A 22,422-nucleotide genomic window follows, 5' to 3' on the forward strand; every position below is an offset into this window, starting at 1 on the left:
GCGGGAAACTGAAAGGGTAATGCGAGGAAGGAGGCAGGTGTGTTACGGAGGGTGTCGCGAAGGTTACGCGCTGTTACCGGCGACGCGTTAAACCCGCGATTCCGTCGACTTGGCCTGGCGGGCCAGCTTACCGGCGGCGGCCCGGCACGGCGCATCGCCGCGCGCCTGACAGGCGCCGACGGGACCTACTTGCTTGTCCGCGCTGGCAGGAACGACAGCGGCGTTCACCGCAGGCATGGCCGCCGCTACCAACTGGATTTTCGCCGTCCTGGCGCCCTTCTGTCCCCGCCGATGCTCGAACCACGCCAGCACCGCCACGCCGACCGATCCGCCAGGCAACACGAACAGCACGGCGAACAACGCGAGTTTCCACCAGCGGTGCGGCCCTTGAAAGGTGCTGAGTGCGGAATCGGTCAGGGAGCGGCTCAGGCCGCCAAGCGTGTTTTTGAGGTACAGCATCGGGGAAATCCTTTTTCGCGCGTCGCGGCCGCGGCGTGCAGACAATCGGTCAGAACATGGTCTCGGGTGGCGCGGGTCGCGCGTAACTCGTTGCCTATAATAATATTGACTATGCAATTAAATTTCAAGATACTTCCACCCGCGAACGTCAGCCGTGTTGTTTTCCTGTCGTTCGCACTACGCGAAACCAGATTTGACTTGTCTGCTTAGGCAGCTAAAATCCGTTCTGCTTGAGACGTTCCCGGATACACGATGACTGACGGCCCCTACAAGGCGGACGAGATTCACCTCGAATCGAGTCTCGGCTACTACCTGACGAAAGCTCGAAACGTGCTGGTCGAGCGGACGGATCGTGCGGTCAAGCCATTGGGACTGACCACGCAACAGATCGGCGTGATCCTGATGTTGTCGTCGGGGCGCGCGAGCACGCCGTTCGAGCTGTCGCGCGCCATGTCGTATGACAGCGGATCGATGACGCGTCTGCTCGATCGCCTCGAAAAGAAAGGTTTTATCGTGCGTTCGCGCAGCGAGACCGATCGGCGGATGGTGAAGCTGGAGTTGACGCCGCAGGGCCACGAAGCCGCACGGCAATTGCCTGGTCTGGGCGCCACGGTGCTGAACGAACAGCTGCGTGGGTTTTCAGCCGCCGACCACGCCACGTTGATCGACCTGCTCGGCCGTTTCATTGCGAACGGCATCGACGCGGGAGCAAGCGCGGGATGCGGCTTGGGGCCGCAGCAGGAAGCGCTGGACGAATCACCCGAAGCATCGCCGCGGGAACACGGCGAACACTAACTTAGACGCGTTTTTCCGAGAGCGTCGTCGTCCAAAGATGTCTGTCTGGGCAGAGAGTGATGCGGCATGTAAGCGCACCACCGAGAGTTGCAGATAAAGCTGCCGCGACAAGCTTTCCAGCTGAGGAGAAGAATGATGAACGCCACGGCTTCCGCCGCCGCCCTACCCGCCGCCGAACCCGCCCCGCTCAAGGGCGGCGCCTTGGCTTTGCTCACGGTCGGGCTCGCACTCGGCACGTTCATGGAAGTGCTCGACACGTCGATTGCGAATGTCGCGGTGCCGACCATTTCCGGCAGCCTCGGTGTAGCGACCAGCCAGGGCACCTGGGTGATCTCGTCGTATTCGGTCGCCTCGGCGATCGCCGTGCCGCTGACAGGCTGGCTCGCACGGCGGGTCGGCGAAGTGAAGCTGTTTACGCTGTCCGTCTTGCTCTTCACGATCGCTTCGGCGCTGTGCGGCTTCGCGCAGAACTTCGAGTCGCTGATTGCGTTCCGGCTGTTGCAGGGGCTCGTTTCCGGGCCGATGGTGCCGCTTTCGCAGACCATTCTGATGCGCTCGTATCCGCCGGAAAAGCGCGGACTCGCGTTGGGTCTATGGGCGATGACGGTGATTTGCGCGCCCATCTTCGGGCCCGTGATGGGCGGCTACATCACCGACAACTACACGTGGCCGTGGATCTTCTACATCAACGTGCCGATCGGTCTGTTTTCGGCGGTATGCGCGTTCCTGCTGCTGCGCGGCCGTGAGACGAAGACTACGAAACAGCGCATCGACGCGGTCGGCCTCACGCTGCTCGTGATCGGCGTGTCTTGCCTGCAGATGGTGCTCGACCTCGGCAAGGACCGCGACTGGTTCAACTCGACGTTTATCGTGACGCTGGCGGTGATCGCGGTGATCTCGATCGCCTTCATGCTGGTGTGGGAGATGACGGAGAAAGAGCCGGTAGTCGATCTTTCGCTATTCAAGGATCGCAACTTCGCGCTCGGCGTGGTGATCGTGTCGTTCGGCTTTATGGCCTTCTTCGGCTCGGTGGTGATTTTCCCGCTCTGGCTGCAAACGGTGATGGGTTACACGGCCGGGCTGGCTGGTCTGGCGACCGCGCCGGTCGGTCTGCTCGCGCTGTTTTTGTCGCCGATGATCGGCAAGAACATGCACCGGCTGAATCTGCGCGTGGTGGCGAGTTTTGCGTTCATCGTGTTCGCGTTCGTCTCGTTCTGGAACTCCACGTTCACGCTCGACGTGCCGTTCAATCACGTGATCTGGCCACGGCTCGTGCAAGGCATCGGCGTCGCCTGCTTCTTCGTGCCGATGACCACGATTACGCTCTCCAGCGTGCCGGATGAGCGATTGGCAAGTGCATCTGGTCTGTCGAATTTCTTCCGGACGCTGTCGGGCGCAATCGGCACGGCAATCAGTACGACGTACTGGGAGAACGACACGATCCGCCATCACGCGATGCTGACCGACTCGGTCAACGTCTACGCCGCGAACACCAATGCTTATACCAATGCGCTGGCCGGTATCGGGCTCTCCGGCGACGGCATCACCGCGCAGTTGAATCAGGTGGTGACGGCACAGGCTTATATGATGGCCACCAACGATTTCTTCCGCATTTCATGCGCGGCGTTTCTTGTACTCGCGGCGCTGGTGTGGATTACCAAGCCACGCAAGGGCGTGGGCCCTTCAATGGGGCATTGAAGTTTAACGATGCCTTGAGCAGACGCGCGCCGAAACAATATTTTTCCTTCGAATCTTCGCGCGCGTCTTCAGCCTTTATTGCGTGACGGCTTCGCCATTCGCCGCCGGGATCGATTGACCTTGCATGGCATCCGGATGCGGCATCGTCGGCGCGGCTTGCGGAGGTTTAGCGCCGCTCTGCGGCGCGCCGGCCGCAGAGCCTCGCACGTATTGTTTGAAGTCGGCGCCGGCTTCCCATGGGTTCGGCTTGCAGCCCATCGAGCCGTCGCAATGCGCGGCGAAGCCGATCGTTGCCGTGCCGTCCGGATTCGCGGCGCGCGTAATCTGATACGCCAACGCGCGCTTGCCGCCATCGGGGCCGGCGGTCTGGATCAACGTGTCGGTCGAGGCATCGATCTTGTACGTCGAATGGCTCGCCACCCACGCTTGCGCGCGTTGCCACCAGACATCGCATTCCGTTTTGTTCGAACACGTCAACGGTGTGGTCGCGATCTGCATGACGTCCGGATCGACCTGCCCTTGCGTAGAACATCCCGCCGCCGCTACGCACAGCATGGCCAACAGACTTTTCTTCATCACGTTGAATCCTCCCTCTGTGGTGCGCGTCATGTCAGTTTGGACTACGACGCGGGTACGGTGTTTCATCTGGATCAGCGAATCGTTAGAAGGCGCGGAGTATTTGCCGATGGCGTTTGAAACGCACCGCGCATTGCGTAGACGTTACCGGCGTGGCGTGGAATAAAAAAGCGGCCACGTCGGCCGCTCTTTCGTCACGTCAACTGAAGCGTGATTCAGACACTGAACCGGTTCAGCGTGTACGCCCGATATGCAGCGACGAACGCGTCGAACGAACCGACTTCTTCCTGTTCGAGTTTGGCTTGCTCGGCAAGCGATTGCGCGGCGAGATCGGTGAAAGCCTGGGTCTGCTGTGCATCCAGCGGACGAGCGCGGAAATACGCGGCGTGCGCTTCGCTTTGTTCAAGACCGAATGCGAGGAAGCTCTGCTGCTTCTCGCGCATGGTCTGCAGCACGCGCGCCGACGGCGTCAGCGATGCATCCGCCAGCTTCGCGCGCTGAACCGCGACGGCGCGTGCATGCGCATCGCCGCCGTGCAGAGTGTCGAGCGCAACCGCGGCCGCGTCGATCTTGATGAGCAGTTCGTTCGCCCAGTCCGTCATCGCAACCGGTTGGCCGTCGCGGGTCAGTTCGAGGCCCGGCTTGCGCCCTTCCATCGTCACGCGGCCGAAATTCTGGTTGGCTTCGGCATAAGCATCAGGCGGCAACAGCGCGCTCTCGTCGAGCGCGCAGACCAGTAGGTAAGCGTCGAGAAAGCGCGACGTCTCGAGCGAAATGCCGGTCGGCTCGAACGGGTCGATGTCCATGCAACGCACTTCCACGTATTGCACGCCGCGCGCGGCCAGTGCGTGCAGCGGACGCTCGCCCGGATGCGTAATGCGCTTCGGACGGATCGTCGAGTAGAACTCGTTTTCGATCTGCAGCACGTTGGTGTTGATCTGCACCCACTCGCCGTCGCGTTGCGTGCCGATTGCCTCGTACGCGGGATACGGCTGGCTCACGGCTTTCGCGAGCGCGTCGAGGTAGCCCGGCAGCGTGTCGTAATCGGCGTGCAACTCGGCTTGCGCCGTGGTGTTCGAATAGCCGAGGTCGCTCATGCGCAAACTGGTTGCGTACGGACGATAGAGCGTGTCGGCGTCGAACGAGTCGAGCGTGTGTTTGCGATCGCGGAGAAAACGCCGATCCAGCGCCGGCGATGCGCCGAACAGATACATCAACAGCCAGTTGGTGCGGCGGAAGTTGCGGATCAGCGCGAGATAGCGGTCGGACTGGAAATCGACTGCGTTCGCGGTGGATTGCTGGTCCGCATGCAGCCGCCGCCACACTTCTTCGTTCAGCGAATAGTTGTAGTGGATGCCCGCAATGCACTGCATCGTGCGGCCGTAACGGAGCGCGAGGCCGATGCGGTACACGTACTTCAGCTTGCCGATGTTCGAGCTGCCATAGTTTGCGATCGGGATGCCGTCGTCCGTTTCAGGCAGCAGACCCGGCATGGAGTTGTTCCACAGGATCTCGTCGCCGAGTTGCGCGTAGACAAAACGGTGCAGCGTGTCGAGCTTCTCGAGCGTGAGCGCCACGTCGTGCTCAGCCGGCGTGATCAGTTCGAGCAGCGCCTCGGAATAATCTGTAGTGAGCGACGGATGCGTAAGCGCCGAACCGAGCGCGCGCGGATGCGGCGTCAAGGCGAGCTTGCCCTCGTGCGTCACGCGCAGGCTTTCCTTTTCGATGCCGCGCAGGCCGCTGATCAGCGCGTCGCGCTGCGGGCCTGAGGTCAGCACGGACAGGCGGTGCGAGAACGCGTCGGTCGTGCGGGAAGGTGTCGTGTTTGGCATTGATGCGAGTCGGGCGTTGTCGGCCGCCATGTGCCGCAGCACTGCGGTTGACAACGTTCGGCGGAATTTTCGGTAGCGGGCACTTTAACATCTCGCCAGAACGGCTGCTTGAGGCCGCTTCGGCGGGTCGTCGGAGCATGCTGGGCCACTACTTTTTCGGGCCAATTTCGCTGCTTTGCACGCCAGTCCGTCGGGTCTGTGCCACGTCACTCTATCCGCCACGCGCGGCGCCCGCGCGGTCCGCTACTTCATTCCACAGATGCATCGCCGCGTACGCACGCCACGGCCGCCATGTGTCGGTGCGGGCGCGCTGCTGCGTGGGCCGCACGAGCGACGGATCGCGCGCGCAGATCGACTGCATCAGCACGAGGTCCCATGCGGGCCACGCGTCGGCATCGCGCCATGCGCGCATGGCCACGTACTCGACGGTCCATGGGCCGATGCCTGGCAGCGCGAGCAGCGCGGCGCGCAGACTGTCGGCGTCGGCCGTGTTGCTGTCGAGCGGCACATCACCGGTGGCGACCGCGTGCGCGAAACCCTGCAACGCCGCTACACGTTTACCCGGCATGCCGATTTGCGCAAGATCCACGGCGGCCAGCGCGGCGGGCGTCGGAAAGCGCCAGGCGGTGTTCTCATGCGGATGCCCCTCGATGCGCTCGCCGGCGCGCTGCACCAGTCTGCCGACGATGGTGGTCGCCGCCTTCACGCTGACCTGCTGCCCGACGATCGCGCGCACCACCAGCTCGAAGCCCGACCACGCGCCCGGTACGCGCAAGCCGGGCACGGCTTCGACCAGCGGCGCTAGCCACGGGTCAGCGGCGAGCTCGGCGCCGATCTTTTTCGGATCGGCGTGCAGGTCGAACATCTTTGCAATCGGCGCGGCGAGCGCGTCGGCGTGACGGCTCACCGGCCCTTCCATGCTCGCGACAAGGCAACGCTTGCGCGGATGCAGACGCACGCTCAGCGTGCCGCTGTCGCCGGCCCAGGCGATCGCGCGACGGTACGCGCCGTCTTCCACCGCTTCGACGCCGGGCGTCGCGCGTCCGCCGAAGAAACGCAGCAGGCGCGGCCAGTCGAAGGGTGGTTTGAACGGCAATTCAAGGATAGCGACTTCGTCAAGCGTGCTCACGCGGCGTGGTCCAGTTTGGTGGTGGTTTCGATGTCGATCTCAGAGTCTGCATGGACGCGCTGGTTGCGCTCGGTCTGGCCGTGCGAAAAGTCGCCGGCGTGCCGCGCCTCGTTGTCCAGCAGCACGGCCTTGCGTGGCAAACCCCAGCGATACCCCGCCAACGCCCCGCCCTTGGCCACCACGCGATGACAAGGAATCGCCAGCGCAACCGGGTTCGTCGCGCACGCGCTGGCCACCGCGCGTACGGCGCGAGGCGCGCCGACCGTTTCGGCGATCTGCGAATAGCTGCGCGTCTCACCGTAAGGGATGCGCCGCAACGCGTCCCACACACGCTGCCGGAACGCCGTCGAGGCGATATCCAGCGGCAGATCGAAGTCCTGACGGGTGCCGCGCAAATAGGCGTCGATCTGCGCGATGAACGGCGCCAGGTGTTCGGTATCTTCCAACACGCTGGCGTTGGCGAACTCGCCGCGCAGCTCGTCGGCGAGCGTGGCTTTGTCGTCGCCGAAACCGATTTTGCAGATGCCCTTATCCGTCGCCGCGACCAGTACATGACCGAGCGAGGTCGGCGCGCTGGCATAGCGAACGGTGAGTCCGGCGCCCTTGCGGCGATATGCGGACGGCGCCATGCCCAGTTCGGCCGACGCGCTGTCGTACATCCGCGACGGCGAGCCGAAGCCCGCGTCGAGCGTGGCGCGCGTGACGTCTGAGCCGCTCTGGAGCGCGTCGCGCAAGGCGGCGCCCCGCTGCGCCGCCTGATATTGACGCGGCGACACGCCCACCACCCGCTTGAAAAGACGCTGCAGATGGAACGGGCTGACGTGCACGGCGTCGCTCAATTGCGCGAGCGTGAGGCGCTCTTGCGGGTCGGCGTCCAGCGCGGCGCACGCCCGATTCACGATTTCCAGCTCGCGCGGCAGGCCGCCGGGCTGGCAGCGCTTGCAATCGCGAAAGCCCGCGGCACGTGCGGCGGCGGCATCGGTGAAGAAAGCGACGTTCTCACGGCGCGGCAGGCGCGAGGCGCACGACGGACGGCAAAACACGCCGGTCGTTTTGACGGCGTAGAAGAACGCGCCGTCGGCTTGCGATTCGCGGTGCGCGACGGCTTCCCAGCGCGCGTCGTCGGAAGTCCAGTGAGTGGCGCTGGAGGCGGTATCGGTAGATTTGCGGTTCATGATGGTCCCGAAGAGACGGTGTCGATGCTCACCAATGTAGGCCGCATGCCGACACACTACGCTCCGGTTCTTGCTCTGTCATTGCGCTTCTTCGTAGACCCGAAGCCCCGCCAGGCGTCCGTTTAGCGAAAACTGCGACAATTTGGCACGATATCGGGTTTTCCCTTAAAAAGTTATTGCGTCGCACCAGGCCGATGTGTATATTAGTACTTGTCTCCTCCATGTCTCCTCCTGATATGGATTCAGCCCGCTCCACATAGAGCGGGCTTTTTTTCGTCCATACGGTCTGGATCCGGCCCTCAGGGCGGGTCTCACGGCCTGCATTCGCAGCAGCGCCGCTTCTTCTTCTACACTGGCAATTCACGCGTTCTGCGAGCCAGCCAAGGGGCGGTCCACATGAAAATCCACATTCGCGAGATCGATCACGTTGTCATTCGGGCGACCAACGTCGAGGTCATGGCGCGTTTCTATTGCGACGTGCTCGGTTGCAGTGTCGAGAAGGAACAGCGCGATCTGGGTCTGACACAGTTGCGCGCGGGGCGCTCGCTGATCGATCTGTTGCAGGTGGGCGCCAAACTTGACCACGCTGAAAACGGGGTGCCGGGCACCGGGCGGAATATGGATCACGTGTGTTTGCGCATCGATCCGTTCGACGCCGAAGCGCTCAAGACGCATCTGGTCGAACACGGCGCGCGGCTGGGCGAACTGGGGCAGCGCTATGGCGCGGACGGTTATGGACAGTCGCTGTATCTGTTCGACCCGGAAGGCAACATGGTCGAACTCAAGGGGCCGCCGGAAGCGGCGCGCGTCACGTCGCTCTAAGCCCGTTCTAAGCCTTAAGCCATTGAAGAAAGCGTCAGGCGTTGGCGGGCGCCTTCAACACCGTCCATTCGATTTTCACCGCGTCGGCTTCGGCGCTGCCAAGCCATGCTTCGCCGTCCTGCACGGTGCATTGCAGCCGCATGGTTCGTTCGGCCAGCGAGCCGAGGGCCGTGGCGACATCTTCACCGAGCGTCCATACCGTCACGTTGCGCATGCGTTCCACCTTGTTGCGCACGCCCTGCCACCAGATGTCCGACGCGCGGCCGCCGTAGGCGATCACGATCACTTCGTTCGAGCGGCCGCTTGCCTTGGCGATGCGCCGTTCATCCGGCTGGCCGACTTCGATCCAGGTTTCGATCGCGCCGGTCAGATCCTTTTGCCAAAGGTCCGGCTCGTCCACATCCGACAAACCTTTGCAGAATTCAAGCCGTTCCTGCGCGAACAGCGCGAACGCGGCGACGCGGACCATCATCCGTTCGTCGGTTTCCGAGGGATGGCGGGCGATCGTCAGCGAATGGTCGGCGTAGTAGTGCCGGTCCATGTTGGCGATCTGCAGTTCCGCCTTGTAAATCGTCGATTTGAGAGCCATGCCGTTGCTAAACCAGGCGCTCGCTCCACCGGAGCGAACTGAAAAAGAATCGTCGACGGCGCGTTGCCGTTTTCCGTGTTTGTTGTACATCTTTTGTCCCTCCCGCGCCGCCAGCCGGCTGTCATACCACGGGAGAAGCATTTATCGCGCCACTGTCGGTTCGAAAGCCGTGCCGTAGACCTCGCCAGCGGCTTCCCGCAAGGCTTCGAGCACCACGGAGGCCGCCGGAGAAAGCAGGTGCGACTGGCGCGTGATGATACCGAATGTATCCATCCTGCACGGTAAATCGATCGGTATCCGCTTCAGAACGCCATACTGTTGGTACTGACGCGCCACTTCGTCCGGTAAAACCGCCAACATGTCGCTTTGGAGCAGCAGGCTCGAAATCGCCAGAAAATTGTTGGTATTGACCACGTTTTGCGGCGGATTCAAGCCGATTTGCGAAAACATCAGATCGAAGCGATGACGCAAAACGCTGCCCGGAGGATGTAAAACCCAGCTGGCGTTGACGATTCCACGCAGTGTCAAACCTGTTTCATTTTCGAGATGATGGCCGGGACGCGCCACCACACAAAGCGGTTCGTCGGCGAGCGGTTCGTAGCGGACTTCGGTCTTGAATTGATTCTGCCGCTCCAATACGCGGCCGATCATGATGTCCAGTTCGCCTTCCGCCAGCCGCGGCAGCATCACATCCGAAGTTTCGACCTCTGCCCAGATTTGCAGTTGCGGATAGCGCTCCTTCACGCTGGCGATCGCTCGCGGCACCATGGTTGCCGCGGCCGCCGCGATCACGCCGATCCGCACTTGCCCCGCCAGCCCCGCACGCAACGCCGAAATTTCGTCGTGCGCATGACTCAGATTCGACAGCACCATGCGCGCATGACGGATCATGACCTCGCCGTACAACGTGGCATGCATGCCGTGCGGCGTGCGGTCGAACAGGCTCACTTCCAGCATGTCCTCGAGTTCTTTGAGCAAGCGCGACGCGGCGGGTTGGGTCATGCCGAGCACGTCGGCGGCACGCCGGACGTTGCCTTCCTCTTCCATTGCGGCGAGCAATAGCAACTGCCGCGTCTTGAGCCGCGCCCGCACGAACCAGTTTGAGTAGCTACGCGTCATGGCCTGTCTCCGACCGGTTTCTATGAGGCGGCCCAAAGTCACGAGCCGCGAACTCTGCCAAGGCAAGGCTCCATCATGCCATACCGGAATTGATATCGGGATAGCCTAAAAAGGGATTGGAAAGTTATTGGGGCGACTCATACCATTCGTGGACTTTCTGAGCTTCCTTACGTGGCGCCTTTCCGTCGATGAACCGCGATCCGCTCGTCCCACTCGTTGCAAGTCCGTTCCGCCACTACATCAATGGCGGATGGGAGACGGGCGCGACCACGGGCGTCTCGCTCAATCCGTCGGACCTCGACGATTTGGTCGGCGAATATGTACGAGCCGACGTGCGGCAAACCGATATGGCCGTCGAAGCGGCGCACGCGGCCTTCCGCGAATGGTCGTTGGGTTCGGCGCAGCGTCGCGCGGACGCGCTCGACGCCGTGGGCAGCGAGATGCTCGCGCGCCGCGACGAACTCGGCCGGCTGCTGGCGCGTGAAGTCGGCAAGACGCTGCCCGACGCTTTAAGTGAGGCGACGCGTGCCGGGCAGATCTTCAAACTGTGCGCGGCCGAAGCCTTGCGCGTATTCACCGAGCCGGTCGCGTCGGCGCGTGCCGGCGTCGAGATCGACGTGACGCGCGAGCCGGTCGGCGTGGTCGGCATCATCGCGCCATGGAGCGCGCCGCTGGCGATTGCCGCGGCCAAGATCGGCGCCGCGCTCGCCCATGGCAATTGCGTCGTCTTCAAGCCGGCCGAATCGACACCGGCTTGCGCGGCGGCGCTGGCCTCGATCATCAGCCGCGCCGGTTTGCCAGCGGGCGTGTTCAACCTCGTGATGGGCAGCGGCCGTCAGGTCGGCGCACGGATTGCCGCGCATCCGCTGACTGCCGCAATCAGCTTCACCGGTTCGGCGGAAACCGGCACGCGCGTGCTGCAAGCCGCCGTCGCGCGGCAGGCACGCGTGCAACTTGAGATGGGCGGCAAGAATCCCTTCGTCGTATTGGCCGACGCCGATCTTGAAGGCGCCGTCGATGCCGCCTTGAGCGGCGCCTATGGTTCGACGGGCCAACGCAGCACCGCGGCGGCGCGACTGATCGTCGAAGGCGCGGTGTTCGAACCGTTCGTGGGCGCATTGCAGGCGAAGCTGGCCAGACTCTCGATCGATCATGCCTTGAAGCACGGCACGGATGTAGGTCCCGTGGCCAACGCCGCGCAGTTGGAGCGCAACCTCGACTATGTGCGCATCGGTCAGCAGGAAGGCGCGCAATTGCTGCACGGCGGCCGGCAGCTGGAACGCGCGACACGTGGCTATTTTTTCGAACCGGCGCTCTTCATCGGCGAATCGGAACACCGTGTCGCGCGGGAGGAAATCTTCGGCCCCATCGCCGTCGTGCTGCGCGCGGACGACTACGACCACGCGCTGCATCTCGCGAACGACACCGCTTACGGTCTGTGCGCCGGCATTTGCACGCGCTCGCTCAATCGCGCGCGGCATTTCCGCCGTCATGTGCATAGCGGCCTCGTCACGATCAATCTGCCGACCACTGCCGTCGAGCATCACGCGCCCGGCGGCGGCCGCAAAGCGTCCGCTTATGGCGCAACGGGCGCGGCCTTCTGGAGCGCTGTGAAAACGGCGTACGTGGCGGGCTGATGGTCATGCGATCGCTTCACCTCACCACGCACCCCAACGTTCATCCGCGTCCCCGCTGACGCCGCCGTGCATCACCCGCTGCAATCAAACAAATCAACGCAGCTTTTTCAACTTCAGGAGACAGATATGACCAGCAAGCTTCGCCGTTTGACGCTATCCGCGATGGCGGCCGCCGCCCTCGCCGCGCCTTTTGCCATGCAACTTTCCGCGCACGCGGATGCGCCGCTCAAAGTCGGCTTCCTCGTGAAGATGCCGGAACAGGCATGGTTCATCAACGAACAGAAAGCCGCGAGCGCGCTCGGCCAGAAGGACGGTTTCTCGGTGGTGAACATCGGCACGCCGGACGGTGAAAAAGTGCTGGCCGCGATCGACAACCTCGGCGCACAAGGCGCCAAAGGCTTCGTGATCTGCGCGCCCGACGTGCGTCTCGGACCAGCGATCCAGGCACGGGCGAAGCGCTACAACATGAAGTTCGTCACCGTCGACGATCAACTGGTCGACTCCACCGGCAAGCCGCTGGCGAACGTGCCGCATCTGGGCATGTCCGCGTTCAAGATCGGCAATCAGGTCGGCACCGCGATCGCCGAAGAGATGAAACGCCGGGGCTGGAAGCCGGAAGAAGTCGGCGCGCTGCGCATCACGAACTACGAATTGCCGACCGCGAAACTGCGCACCGACGGCGCGACGCAATCGCTCATCGCCGGCGGCTTCAAGAAGGAAAACATCTTCGACGCCCCGCAAAAAACGACGGATGACGAAGGCGGTTTCAATGCCTCCTCGCCGGTGCTCGCGCAGCATCCGAACATCAAGAAGTGGGTGATCTTCGCGCTCAACGAGGAAAGCGTGCTGGGCGGCGTGCGCGCGACCGAGCAGTTGCATATTCCCGCTGCGGACGTGATCGGTGTCGGCATCAACGGCGCGGGCGAAGCGTTCGCCGAATTCCAGAAGAAGGAACCGACGGGCTTCTACGGCACGATCGCCGTGAGCTCGACGATGCACGGCAAAGAAAGCACGGAGAACCTCGTCGAGTGGATCAAGGACGGCAAGCAGCCGCCCGCCGATACGCAGACCACCGGCAAGCTGATGGTGCGTAGCAACTGGCAGGACGTGCGCAAGGAACTCGGTATTTAAGCGGCATTCGAGTTTGCACGCTGCGGGCCGTCTCTCGCTCATGCGAGAGCGGTCCGCACAGGTTGCTCACCAGCTTGAGGTTTTTCGATGACGTTCTCACACACCGAGCCCCATACCGAGGAAGCGGCGCCCTCGCCCGCGCTCGCCTCCACCGAGCCCTATCTGCGGCTCGACGGTATCACCGTGCGTTTTCCCGGCGTGCTCGCGCTCGACCAGGTGTCGCTCGAAGTGCGGCGCGGTGAAGTGCACGGCTTGATGGGCGAAAACGGCGCCGGCAAGTCGACGCTGCTCAAGGTGTTGTCCGGCGTCAATCAACCGGCGGCGGGCACCTTGTCGCTTGATGGCGTCGAACAGCAGTTCATCACGACGAAGGCCGCGATTGCCGCGGGCGTGGCGATCATCTATCAGGAACTGCACCTCGTGCCGGAACTGACGGTGGCGGAAAACCTGATGCTCGGCGCCCTGCCGAATCGCTTCGGCATACTGGACGAAAAAGCGTTGGTGGCGCGTGCCGTGCGCGAATTGGAACGGCTTGGCGAAAAGATCGATCCGTCGCAGCAAGTGAAGAATCTCTCGATCGGCCAGCGGCAAATGATCGAAATCGGCAAGGCGCTGATGCGCGACGCGCGCGTGATCGCGTTCGACGAACCGACCAGTTCGCTGTCCTCGCGTGAGACGACGCAACTGTTCCGGATCATTCGCGCATTGAAGGCCGAAGGCCGCGCGATCATCTACGTCACGCATCGAATGGATGAAGTCTACGAACTGTGCGATCGCGTGACCGTGTTTCGCGACGGCCGCCGCATCGATACATTTGAAGCGGGTGAAGGACTCGACCGCGATCGCCTGATCAGTTGCATGGTGGGCCGTTCAATCGCCGACGTGTATGGCTATCGCTCGCGCGATCTCGGCGACGTGCAACTCGACGTCAAGGAATTGATGGGACGCGGCCTGCGCGAGCCGGCTTCTTTCACGGCACGCAAAGGCGAAATCGTCGGCTTCTTCGGGCTGGTCGGCGCAGGACGCTCCGAGCTGATGAAGCTCATCTATGGGGCGGTTAAACCGGATGCCGGAGAGCTCACGCTCAAAGGCAAGCGCGTGCGTTTTGCCACGCCGCGTGACGCCGTGCGTGCGGGCGTGGCGCTATGTCCGGAAGATCGCAAGCAGGAAGGCATCGTTTCGATCGCCTCGGTATCGGACAACCTCAACATCAGCTGCCGACGCCATTTCAGCCGCTTCAACGTGCTCAACGGCCGCAAGGAAGCGCAGACCGCCAAAGAGTTCATCGGCAAGCTCGCGATAAAAACGCGCAATGGCGACACGCCGATCGGCACGCTCTCCGGCGGCAATCAGCAGAAGGTGATTCTGTCGCGATGGCTCGCCGAAGACATCGACGTGTTCCTGATGGACGAACCCACGCGCGGCATCGACGTCGGCGCGCGCAGCGAGATTTATGGGCTGCTGTATGGGCTCGCTGAAGCGGGCCGTACGGTGATCGTCGTGTCGAGCGATCTCGCCGAAGTAATCGGCGTGACGGATCGCGTGATCGTGATGAAGGAAGGCCGCATCGTCGGCGATCTGCCCAAGGCGCAGGCCACGCCGGACGCGCTCATCAAGCTCGCCCTGCCCCGCTGACACCGCCTTGAATCCTCAACACAGCGAAGCAACCGAATCGAATCGCGGCATAGCCATAGAAACGGAATAAACACCATGCAGACACCCTCAACCGATTCCTCGACCCCAGCCGTCGCCTCAGCGGGCTTGAGCGCGCGCGCCGCGCGCACCTGGGACCTGATCAACAAGTCCGGCATCGTGATGGTGTTCGTGATTCTGTTCGCGGCCTTGTCGTTCACCGTGCCGGATTTTTTGAGCTCGCGAAACATCCAGGGCCTGCTGCTCTCCGTCACGCTGATCGGCTCGATCTCCGTAACGATGATGTTCGTTCTCGCGCTCGGCGAAGTGGATTTGTCGGTGGCGTCGATCGTCGCGTTCGCGGGCGTGGTGGCGTCCACGCTGATCACCGCGACGCATAGCGTGATGCTCGGCGTCGCCGCCGGCGTGCTTGCGGGTGGCGCGGTTGGACTCGTCAACGGCGTGCTGGTCGCTCGCTACAAGATCAATTCGCTGATCGTCACGCTGGCCATGATGGAGGTCGTGCGCGGCCTCGCCTACATCACCTCGAACGGCGACGCCGTGATGATCTCCGAAGAACGTTTCTTCGACCTCGGCGGCGGCGCGTTCCTCGGCATTTCGTATCCGATCTGGAGCAACATCGTCGGCTTCGTGCTGTTCGGCTTTTTGCTGAAGAAAACCGTGTTCGGCAAGAACGTGCTGGCCGTCGGCGGCAATAGCGAAGCAGCGTTGCTGGCGGGCTTGCCGGTGACGCGGATCAAGATCACAGTGTTCGTATTGCAGGGCCTCGTCACCGGTTTTGCAGGCGTGATGCTTGCGTCGCGTATGAGTCTGGGCGACCCGAAGACCTCGGTCGGTCTCGAACTCGGCGTGATTTCCGCGTGCGTGCTCGGCGGCGTCTCGCTCACGGGTGGCGTCGCGACGATTTCCGGCGTGCTGGTCGGCGTGCTGATCATGGGCTCGGTGCAGGACGCCATGAGCCTGCTCAACGTACCGACCTTTTACCAATACCTTATTCGCGGCGGGATCCTGCTGCTCGCGGTGCTGTTCGACCAGTTCCGCCGCAGCAAGCGCGTGCACTGACGCGTGCCCCGCCCCCACGTTTGCCAACAGGAGATTTCATGGCTGATTCGAACCAGACTAAAAAGCCGCTACGCAGCCAGGCGTGGTTCGGCCTCAAGGACCGCGACGGTTTTCTACATCGCTCGTGGATGAAAAACCAGGGCATCCCGCACGACGAATTCGACGGACGTCCGGTGATCGGCATTTGCAACACGTGGTCGGAACTGACGCCGTGTAACGCGCACTTCCGCGAACTGGCGGAGTACGTGAAAAAAGGCGTGCATGAAGCGGGCGGCTTGCCGCTCGAATTTCCGGTGATGTCGCTCGGCGAGACCAATTTGCGGCCTACCGCGATGCTGTTTCGCAACCTCGCCTCCATGGATGTCGAGGAGTCGATTCGCGGCAATCCGATGGACGGCGTGATTCTGCTGGTCGGCTGCGACAAGACCACGCCTGCGCTGCTGATGGGCGCGGCGTCCTGCAATCTGCCCGCGCTGGCCGTTTCCGGCGGCCCGATGCTCAATGGCCGGTTTCGCGGCAAGAACATCGGCTCCGGCACGGGCGTCTGGCAGATGTCCGAGGAAGTGCGCGCCGGCACGATGACGCAGGAAGAATTCACCGAAGCCGAGTCGTGCATGAACCGCTCGCGCGGCCACTGCATGACGATGGGCACGGCGTCGACGATGGCCTCGATGGTCGAATCGCTCGGCATGGGCTTGCCGCACAACGCGGCGATTCCCGCCGTCGATGCGCGCCGCCAGGTGCTCGCGCATCTCGCGGGCCGGCGCATCGTCGACATGGTTCGCGAGGATCTGACGATGGACAAGATCCTTACGCGCCAGGCCTTTGAAAACGCGATTCGCACGAATGCGGCGATCGGCGGCTCGACCAATGCGGTCGTCCATCTGATTGCGCTGGCCAAGCGCATTGGCGTGGAGTTGTCGCTGGAGGATTGGGAGTTGGGGTCGAACGTGCCGTGTCTCGTGAATCTGCAGCCGTCCGGTGAATATCTGATGGAGGACTTTTACTACGCGGGCGGTTTGCCGGCGGTGTTGAAGCAACTCGGCGAACAAGGGCTGCTGCATCGCGATGCGCTGACCGTGAACGGCAAGACCCTCTGGGACAACGTGCGTAACGCGCCGAATCACGACGAGAAGGTCATCACGACATTCGCCGAGCCGTTCAAGCCGAAGGCCGGCATCGCGGTGCTCAAGGGCAATCTGGCGCCGAATGGCGCGGTGATCAAGCCGTCGGCGGCAACGGCGTCGTTGCTCAAGCATCGCGGTCGCGCGGTGGTGTTCGAGAACATCGAGGAACTGCACGCAAAGATCGACGACGAGTCGCTCGATATCGACGAGCATTGCATCATGGTGCTCAAGGGCGCGGGGCCGAAGGGTTATCCGGGCTTCGCGGAAGTCGGCAATATGCCGCTGCCGAAAAAAGTGCTGCAAAAAGGCATCACGGACATGGTGCGGATTTCCGATGGTCGCATGAGCGGCACGGCGTACGGCGCGGTGGTGCTGCATGTGTCGCCGGAAGCGGCCGCGGGTGGCCCGCTCGCGTTCGTGCAGACCGGCGACATGATCGAGCTGGACGTCGAAGCGCGCCGCCTGCACCTCGACGTCACCGACGAGGAACTCGCGCGCCGGCGCGCCGCATGGCAGGCGCCTGAGGCGCCAAAACGCGGCTATTACAAGCTCTACGTCGAGCACGTGCTGCAAGCGGACCAGGGCGCGGATCTCGACTTCCTGGTGGGATCGAGCGGCGCTCCGGTGCCGCGCGATTCACACTGAGCGGCTGGTCGTGCGTTAAACGGTTGTTCCCTGCGCTTTGCGAGAAGGCGTACTGCCGATGCGGATCAAGACAATCCGCATCGGCTTTTTTCTGTCCGTTTAAAAGCAGAACAAGCGCACGCAAATAAAATCGGCCGAGCATTGTCATGCCCAGCCGATTTTTAACTCACAGCTTCACCACCTCCGGCCTATCAAGTCAGAGGACAGACATATGTGCGCGCAAAATCACATTCCGGCGTTTTGCCGGAATGGATAGCGTTCAGCTTATTGCTTGATGAAACGATCGTTTGCCCAAAGGCCTTGCGTATCGCTATTACCGGAATTCACGAATTCGATGTCGTGACCGACCACGCGGACGACACGGAAGCTCGAGTTTTCCGGGGTAGAAACGCATTGATATCCGGAGAAGAATTCCTGCATCTTTTGCTGTTCACCAGCTTGTGCATGCTGGTCGGCGGCGTCGAGTTTATCCTTCGACAGGCAGCCATATGCGTTGGCCTTGAACTGGATGGTTTGCTGCGGCTTGATCATGACGTCTTGCGCCTGAACAGTAGCGGCAGCCAATCCCGCAATGGCGAAAACAACGGCGATTCGCATTTTCATATTTTCCTCCGGTGCGGGTGGATACTCAGGTTAGCTATGTATTTAACTTTAACTTTGAGCCCGCATCTTGCACTTTAGGAGAATGCGAGAGAACGACAAGCACATCTTGTGTGCGGTCGCAACAGCGGCGAAATGTCGCACCGTTATTTGCAGGTGCTTAATCGTTGGGCAGCGGCTTAAATAGTTGCGACTGCCATGGATAGCTAAGAGATGAACAGGGCACACCGCTTTAACCAGTAAAGCTTTGCGGCGCGTATTCGCGTAAACGAGAGGCGCCAATTAAGTGATTTACTACAATTAATCCGCGCATTTGGTGCGTTGCACACAAAGTCATTCAACCGACTAAAGCAAAATCACTAAATAACGGTGTGCTTGCAGAAGATAAAAGGTGCCAGGTTGATGTGCGATGCGTGCAGGGTCGGCAAAAAGGGCAGCCCGCACGCGCCTCGGCGGAATCAATCGACGCGTCGATTCGCCTCGAAGAACTCGGACTGGAACATGCACATCCGCAAGGCCCGCGGCTGGCGCGAACGCGGCGATTGCGAGGTGCGCAGCACGGTATGGGTACGCGCGGTGCTCTACAATGAAATCATGCTCCTGCAATCGGAGGCTGCCGTGATCGAGAACTTGATATTAGGCGCGTTTCTGGTGATTCCGCTGCTCATCGTCGCCTTTCTTTTCTCCGACGAATTGTGGCAAGAACACCGGCATCTGCACGAGATGCGACCGATGCACGTGAGACCGCGCCGCATCGACTGGCGACATCCGCTGCGCCGCTCGCGGGAACGTCTCTGACGCGCGCTGCCTTTGCGAGTCGACTGACCCTCTTGCGTGCCGCCCTGCACGAATCAACCCGCCGCCCTAAAATAGCGGCCCGTTGAACAGGAGGATTCGTGCGCAAATTGATGTCATTGATGCTGCTGGCTGCAACCGCCATCGTCTTCGTGCCGACCGCCGCAGAGGCGCATTCGCGTATGGTGTGTAAGCGCGTGTGGGTGCATGGCCGTCTGGTGAATCGTTGCCACCGCGTGCCGGCGCCGCATCACTACCGTCATCATCGTCGTCCGCCACCGCATCACGGGCCGGCGCCGTACCATCGGTAGTGAAATGAAACCCGCCGTGTGCGGGTTTTTTAACGCGAGCCGCGAGCGCGGCGGCGAGGCAACCCAAAGGCGTGCAAATAAAAAAGCCTGCCCATTTCGGGCAGGCTAAAAAGAGATCCACACTCAATGCCTTGCGAGAACCAAGGCAAGCACCAGTCTAGTCGTACGGCGCACACCGCTGGTTTCAGCGGCCTTTACACATGTTACGGCGCATGACCGCGCGTGCAACCGAGCGATGCATCGCCTCAGTCGGCGCGCCAATGCGAGCGAATGCGTTTGGCGAGCGCTTCGAGCGTGTCCGCGTCGGCGACATCGCGCGCATGCATTCTCAGCGGCTGGCCTTCCCAGCGGGGGATCACGTGGAAATGCACATGCGGCACCGTTTGTCCCGCCGCGGCGCCGTTGAATTGTCCGATGAACACGCCGTCCGGCCGCAACGCCGCGCGCACCGCAATCGCGAGCTTCTGGGTCATGCGCATGCAAGCCACCGTCGAGGCATCCGACAACTCGAAAATCTCCGCGGCGGCTTCCTTCGGTACCACCAGCAAATGCCCGTCGGCTTGCGGCATCAGATCCATGAAGGCGAGGGCGGCATCGGTTTCGGCCACCTTGATGCAGGGCAGTTCGCCACGCAGAATCCTTGCGAAGGGATTGCTGTCGTCGTAGTTCATCGCGTTCCTCTTATCGTGGAAGGTCATATCGGGTAAGGCGCTGTTGCCGACATTGTCCATCACCTGTGTTACAGCACGCCCACGCGCGCTGCGCGTTTGATCGCCTGCGGCGGCTGACCGAACGCGCGCAGAAAGGCGCGCCGCATCCGTTCGGTATCGACGAAACCCGTTTCAGCGGCCACCGCCTCCATGGAATGGCGGCCCGCTTCCAGCATGGCGCGCGCGGCCTCGACGCGCAATGCCTCGATGGCTTTGGCCGGCGATTGGCGGGTTTCGTCGCGAAACGCGCGGCTGAACTGGCGCGGGCTGAGATGCGCGACGTCGGCGAGTTGCTCGACTGTCAACGGTTCGCGCAGATGGCTTTTGGCGTACGAGAGCGCGTTCTGAATGCGGTCGGATTTCGGCTCCAGGTCCAGCATGGCCGAGAACTGCGACTGGCCGCCGGTGCGACGATGGTACACAACGAGCTTTTTGGCGATCGCGCGCGACACTTCCACGCCGAGATCGTTTTCAACCAGCGCCAGACATAGGTCGATGCACGCGGTCATGCCCGCCGACGTCCACACCGAACCGTCGACGATAAAAATGCGGTCTTCATCCACATGCGTCTGCGGAAAGCGTTGTTGCAGATCGCGGGCGTGAAACCAGTGGGTGGTCGCGTGGCGGCCGTCCAGAATCCCGGCCTCGGCCAGCACGAACGCACCCGTGCAAATGCTCGTGGTGCGCCGCGCCGCGCCGCGCACCTCGTTCAGAAACGCCAGCAACCCCGGCGACGACGGCGTGATCTGCATCGCGCCGGTGACCACCACCGTGTCGTACGCCGGATCGCCGAACGGCCGGGTGGCGATCTCGACGCCCGCCGAGCTGCGCACCATGCCGCCGTGCTCGGAAATGATCTCCACCTCGTACTCCGGCTCGCTGGCCTCCAGGTTCGCCAATTCGAAGATCGAGACCGCCACCATATCGAGGATCTGGAAGCCGGGAAAAACCACCACGCCGACGTGTCTCATTGCGATGTCCTAAAACGAGGTAAATACGACATTTGAGACAACAGGCTACGCGCCTAGACTTGCCTCGTCAACACCGCAATGCCGCGCAACAGCCGGGCGGCGGCGGAGTTTCCCGGTTTTTCCCATTCACTTATCGGACAGGGCACGGGCGCGAAGCGCCACGCCCGCAAGGAGAGATTCAAATGGCAACGCAAACAGGCAAGGGCACGGCATTGGTGACGGGCGCATCGTCGGGTATCGGCGCGGTGTATGCGGACCGCCTCGCGCGGCGCGGCTACGACCTGATTCTGGTGGCGCGCGACGTGCAGCGGCTGAACGGTCTGGCCGATCGTCTGACGACGGAAACCGGCCGCCACGTCGAAACGATCGGCGCGGACCTGACCGTCAAAGCCGACGTACGCCGCATCGAAGAACGGCTGCGCGCGGACCGTGGCATCACGATGCTGGTCAACAACGCCGGAGTAGGCGCGACCGCCTCGCTGATCGATTCGGACGTCGATGCGCTCGAAAAAATGATCGACCTGAACGTGACCGCGCTCACGCGCCTGACGGCGGCGGTCGTGCCGGGCCTGGTGGAGCGGGGCAAGGGCATCGTGATCAATATTGCGTCGATCGTCGCGCTATCGCCGGAAACGTTGAACGGCACTTACAGCGGCACCAAGGCCTATGTGCTCAACCTGACGCAGTCGCTGCATCACGAGGTGGGTGACAAGGGCGTCCAGTTGCAGGCAGTGTTGCCGGGCGCCACCAGCACGGCGTTCTGGGACCGCGCGGGTCTCGCGGTCGAACATCTGCCGCAGCAGATCGTGATGACCGCCGAAGACATGGTGGACGCCGCGCTCGTCGGCCTCGACCAGGGCGAACTGGTGACGATTCCGTCGTTGCCGGACGCGGCCGACTGGGACCGCTTCAACAACGCACGCCAGCAATTGCAGCCGAACCTGTCGCATAAGCTGCCGGCCGCACGCTACACGCGCGGCGCCGCGGCGGCATAACGCCTGAACGGACTGAAAAGCGCCTTCAGCGCCAGTCAGTCGACACGTCGTCGGGATCGACCAACGTCAATCCCGACGACGGCAACGGCAGCGCCGTCTTGTACCGCACCTGCTTGAGCGCGAAGCTCGAGCGGATGTTGGAGATGCCCGGAATCTTCGTCAGATGATCGACGATGAAGCGCTCCAGCGTCTGCATATCCGGCATCACCACGCGCAGCAGATAGTCGGCGTCGCCCGTCATCAGATAGCACTCCATCACCTCGGGGCGCTCCGAAATCGCCTGCTCGAAACGCTGCAGCGCGTCTTCCACCTGCTTTTCCAGACTCACCTGAATGAACACGTTGATGCGCAGCCCTAGCGGCTCCGGGTTCAGCAACGTGACCTGCTGCTTGAAGAGACCAAGCTTTTCGAGCGCCCGCACGCGGTTGAAGCACGGCGTGGGCGACAGGTTCACCGAGCGCGCCAGGTCTGCATTAGTGATGCGCGCGTTCTGCTGTAACTGGCTCAGGATGCCGATGTCGATTCGGTCCAGCCGTCTGGGTGGCGTTGTCATAGATGAAATATTCTGCTGTGGTAGCGAAATCAGGAATA

The 22,422-nt window shown here is 62.4% G+C and carries 22 protein-coding genes; 11 read left to right on the forward strand and 11 right to left on the reverse strand.

The window, feature by feature from the left end:
• Nucleotides 1–87 precede the first annotated feature (87 nt).
• A complete protein-coding gene (locus PQR54_RS01275; RefSeq protein ID WP_408243744.1) occupies nucleotides 88–459 on the reverse strand; it encodes a hypothetical protein in 372 nt (123 codons plus the stop codon).
• A 252-nt stretch (nucleotides 460–711) separates the two neighbouring features.
• On the opposite strand from PQR54_RS01275, the gene PQR54_RS01280 reads away from it, so the two are divergent.
• Both PQR54_RS01280 and PQR54_RS01285 read left to right on the forward strand, forming a co-directional pair.
• Nucleotides 712–1,254, forward strand: coding sequence for a MarR family winged helix-turn-helix transcriptional regulator (locus PQR54_RS01280; protein WP_408243745.1), 543 nt, complete (start codon nucleotides 712–714; stop codon nucleotides 1,252–1,254).
• A gap of 135 nt (nucleotides 1,255–1,389) precedes the next feature.
• A complete protein-coding gene (locus PQR54_RS01285; RefSeq protein ID WP_408244235.1) occupies nucleotides 1,390–2,952 on the forward strand; it encodes a DHA2 family efflux MFS transporter permease subunit in 1,563 nt (520 codons plus the stop codon).
• A 75-nt stretch (nucleotides 2,953–3,027) separates the two neighbouring features.
• Here PQR54_RS01285 and PQR54_RS01290 read toward each other — a convergent pair whose 3' ends face one another.
• The 4 genes from PQR54_RS01290 to ada all read right to left on the reverse strand — a co-directional run bounded on the left by PQR54_RS01290 (nucleotide 3,028) and on the right by ada (nucleotide 7,664).
• Nucleotides 3,028–3,528, reverse strand: a complete 501-nt coding sequence (locus tag PQR54_RS01290; RefSeq protein WP_408244236.1) for a hypothetical protein — start codon at nucleotides 3,526–3,528, stop codon at nucleotides 3,028–3,030.
• Between the two features lie 215 nt (nucleotides 3,529–3,743).
• On the reverse strand, nucleotides 3,744–5,360 hold the full coding sequence (gshA, locus tag PQR54_RS01295) for a glutamate--cysteine ligase (protein WP_408243746.1): 1,617 nt from the start codon (nucleotides 5,358–5,360) through the stop codon (nucleotides 3,744–3,746).
• 211 nt (nucleotides 5,361–5,571) lie between these two features.
• Nucleotides 5,572–6,489, reverse strand: coding sequence for a DNA-3-methyladenine glycosylase family protein (locus PQR54_RS01300; RefSeq protein WP_408243747.1), 918 nt, complete (start codon nucleotides 6,487–6,489; stop codon nucleotides 5,572–5,574).
• A complete protein-coding gene (ada, locus tag PQR54_RS01305; protein ID WP_408243748.1) occupies nucleotides 6,486–7,664 on the reverse strand; it encodes a bifunctional DNA-binding transcriptional regulator/O6-methylguanine-DNA methyltransferase Ada in 1,179 nt (392 codons plus the stop codon). Before ada ends, PQR54_RS01300 begins: the two co-directional genes overlap by 4 nt.
• 396 nt (nucleotides 7,665–8,060) lie before the next feature.
• Here ada and PQR54_RS01310 point away from each other — a divergent pair, with 396 nt between their 5' ends.
• Nucleotides 8,061–8,486 carry a VOC family protein gene (locus PQR54_RS01310; RefSeq protein ID WP_408243749.1) on the forward strand — a complete coding sequence of 142 codons (426 nt, stop codon included), beginning with the start codon at nucleotides 8,061–8,063 and terminating at the stop codon, nucleotides 8,484–8,486.
• A 34-nt stretch (nucleotides 8,487–8,520) separates the two neighbouring features.
• Here the strand turns inward: PQR54_RS01310 and PQR54_RS01315 are convergent, their stop codons facing one another.
• Complete coding sequence (locus tag PQR54_RS01315; RefSeq protein ID WP_408238963.1) at nucleotides 8,521–9,075, reverse strand: YaeQ family protein; 555 nt, start codon at nucleotides 9,073–9,075, stop codon at nucleotides 8,521–8,523.
• Nucleotides 9,076–9,216: 141 nt separating this feature from the next.
• Nucleotides 9,217–10,194 (reverse strand): LysR family transcriptional regulator, encoded by a 978-nt coding sequence (locus tag PQR54_RS01320; RefSeq protein WP_116118601.1) that lies wholly within the window; start codon nucleotides 10,192–10,194, stop codon nucleotides 9,217–9,219.
• Between the two features lie 188 nt (nucleotides 10,195–10,382).
• Between PQR54_RS01320 and PQR54_RS01325 the strand changes: the two genes are divergently transcribed.
• From PQR54_RS01325 to PQR54_RS01345, 5 genes are all read left to right on the forward strand, one after another.
• Nucleotides 10,383–11,831 carry an aldehyde dehydrogenase family protein gene (locus PQR54_RS01325; RefSeq protein ID WP_408243750.1) on the forward strand — a complete coding sequence of 483 codons (1,449 nt, stop codon included), beginning with the start codon at nucleotides 10,383–10,385 and terminating at the stop codon, nucleotides 11,829–11,831.
• Nucleotides 11,832–11,957: 126 nt separating this feature from the next.
• Nucleotides 11,958–12,962, forward strand: a complete 1,005-nt coding sequence (locus tag PQR54_RS01330; protein ID WP_408243751.1) for an arabinose ABC transporter substrate-binding protein — start codon at nucleotides 11,958–11,960, stop codon at nucleotides 12,960–12,962.
• An 87-nt stretch (nucleotides 12,963–13,049) separates the two neighbouring features.
• Entirely contained in the window at nucleotides 13,050–14,597 is a 1,548-nt protein-coding gene (gene araG / locus PQR54_RS01335; RefSeq protein ID WP_408243752.1) for an L-arabinose ABC transporter ATP-binding protein AraG, read from the forward strand.
• A gap of 75 nt (nucleotides 14,598–14,672) precedes the next feature.
• A complete protein-coding gene (gene araH / locus PQR54_RS01340; RefSeq protein ID WP_106284922.1) occupies nucleotides 14,673–15,677 on the forward strand; it encodes an L-arabinose ABC transporter permease AraH in 1,005 nt (334 codons plus the stop codon).
• Between the two features lie 38 nt (nucleotides 15,678–15,715).
• Nucleotides 15,716–17,449, forward strand: a complete 1,734-nt coding sequence (locus PQR54_RS01345) for an IlvD/Edd family dehydratase (protein ID WP_408243753.1) — start codon at nucleotides 15,716–15,718, stop codon at nucleotides 17,447–17,449.
• A 264-nt stretch (nucleotides 17,450–17,713) separates the two neighbouring features.
• Here PQR54_RS01345 and sap1 read toward each other — a convergent pair whose 3' ends face one another.
• Nucleotides 17,714–18,052 (reverse strand): surface attachment protein Sap1, encoded by a 339-nt coding sequence (gene sap1 / locus PQR54_RS01350; RefSeq protein WP_012434866.1) that lies wholly within the window; start codon nucleotides 18,050–18,052, stop codon nucleotides 17,714–17,716.
• A 498-nt stretch (nucleotides 18,053–18,550) separates the two neighbouring features.
• On the opposite strand from sap1, the gene PQR54_RS01355 reads away from it, so the two are divergent.
• Nucleotides 18,551–18,847: a hypothetical protein gene (locus PQR54_RS01355; RefSeq protein WP_408243754.1), complete on the forward strand. Its 297-nt coding sequence runs from the start codon at nucleotides 18,551–18,553 to the stop codon at nucleotides 18,845–18,847.
• 98 nt (nucleotides 18,848–18,945) lie between these two features.
• A complete protein-coding gene (locus tag PQR54_RS01360; RefSeq protein WP_408243755.1) occupies nucleotides 18,946–19,155 on the forward strand; it encodes a hypothetical protein in 210 nt (69 codons plus the stop codon).
• A gap of 245 nt (nucleotides 19,156–19,400) precedes the next feature.
• On the opposite strand, the gene PQR54_RS01365 is transcribed toward PQR54_RS01360, so the two are convergent.
• Both PQR54_RS01365 and PQR54_RS01370 read right to left on the reverse strand, forming a co-directional pair.
• Nucleotides 19,401–19,826, reverse strand: a complete 426-nt coding sequence (locus PQR54_RS01365) for an HIT family protein (RefSeq protein WP_106284957.1) — start codon at nucleotides 19,824–19,826, stop codon at nucleotides 19,401–19,403.
• 68 nt (nucleotides 19,827–19,894) lie between these two features.
• Entirely contained in the window at nucleotides 19,895–20,836 is a 942-nt protein-coding gene (locus PQR54_RS01370; RefSeq protein WP_408243756.1) for a GlxA family transcriptional regulator, read from the reverse strand.
• Between the two features lie 182 nt (nucleotides 20,837–21,018).
• On the opposite strand from PQR54_RS01370, the gene PQR54_RS01375 reads away from it, so the two are divergent.
• Nucleotides 21,019–21,831, forward strand: coding sequence for an SDR family NAD(P)-dependent oxidoreductase (locus PQR54_RS01375; RefSeq protein WP_408243757.1), 813 nt, complete (start codon nucleotides 21,019–21,021; stop codon nucleotides 21,829–21,831).
• A 25-nt stretch (nucleotides 21,832–21,856) separates the two neighbouring features.
• Here PQR54_RS01375 and PQR54_RS01380 read toward each other — a convergent pair whose 3' ends face one another.
• The gene (locus tag PQR54_RS01380; protein WP_115781476.1) at nucleotides 21,857–22,384 is read right to left on the reverse strand and encodes an Lrp/AsnC family transcriptional regulator; all 528 of its coding nucleotides are present in this window, start codon (nucleotides 22,382–22,384) and stop codon (nucleotides 21,857–21,859) included.
• Nucleotides 22,385–22,422 lie beyond the last annotated feature (38 nt).

This window comes from Paraburkholderia phytofirmans, from assembly GCF_046028095.1.
Lineage (GTDB): Bacteria > Pseudomonadota > Gammaproteobacteria > Burkholderiales > Burkholderiaceae > Paraburkholderia > Paraburkholderia phytofirmans_A.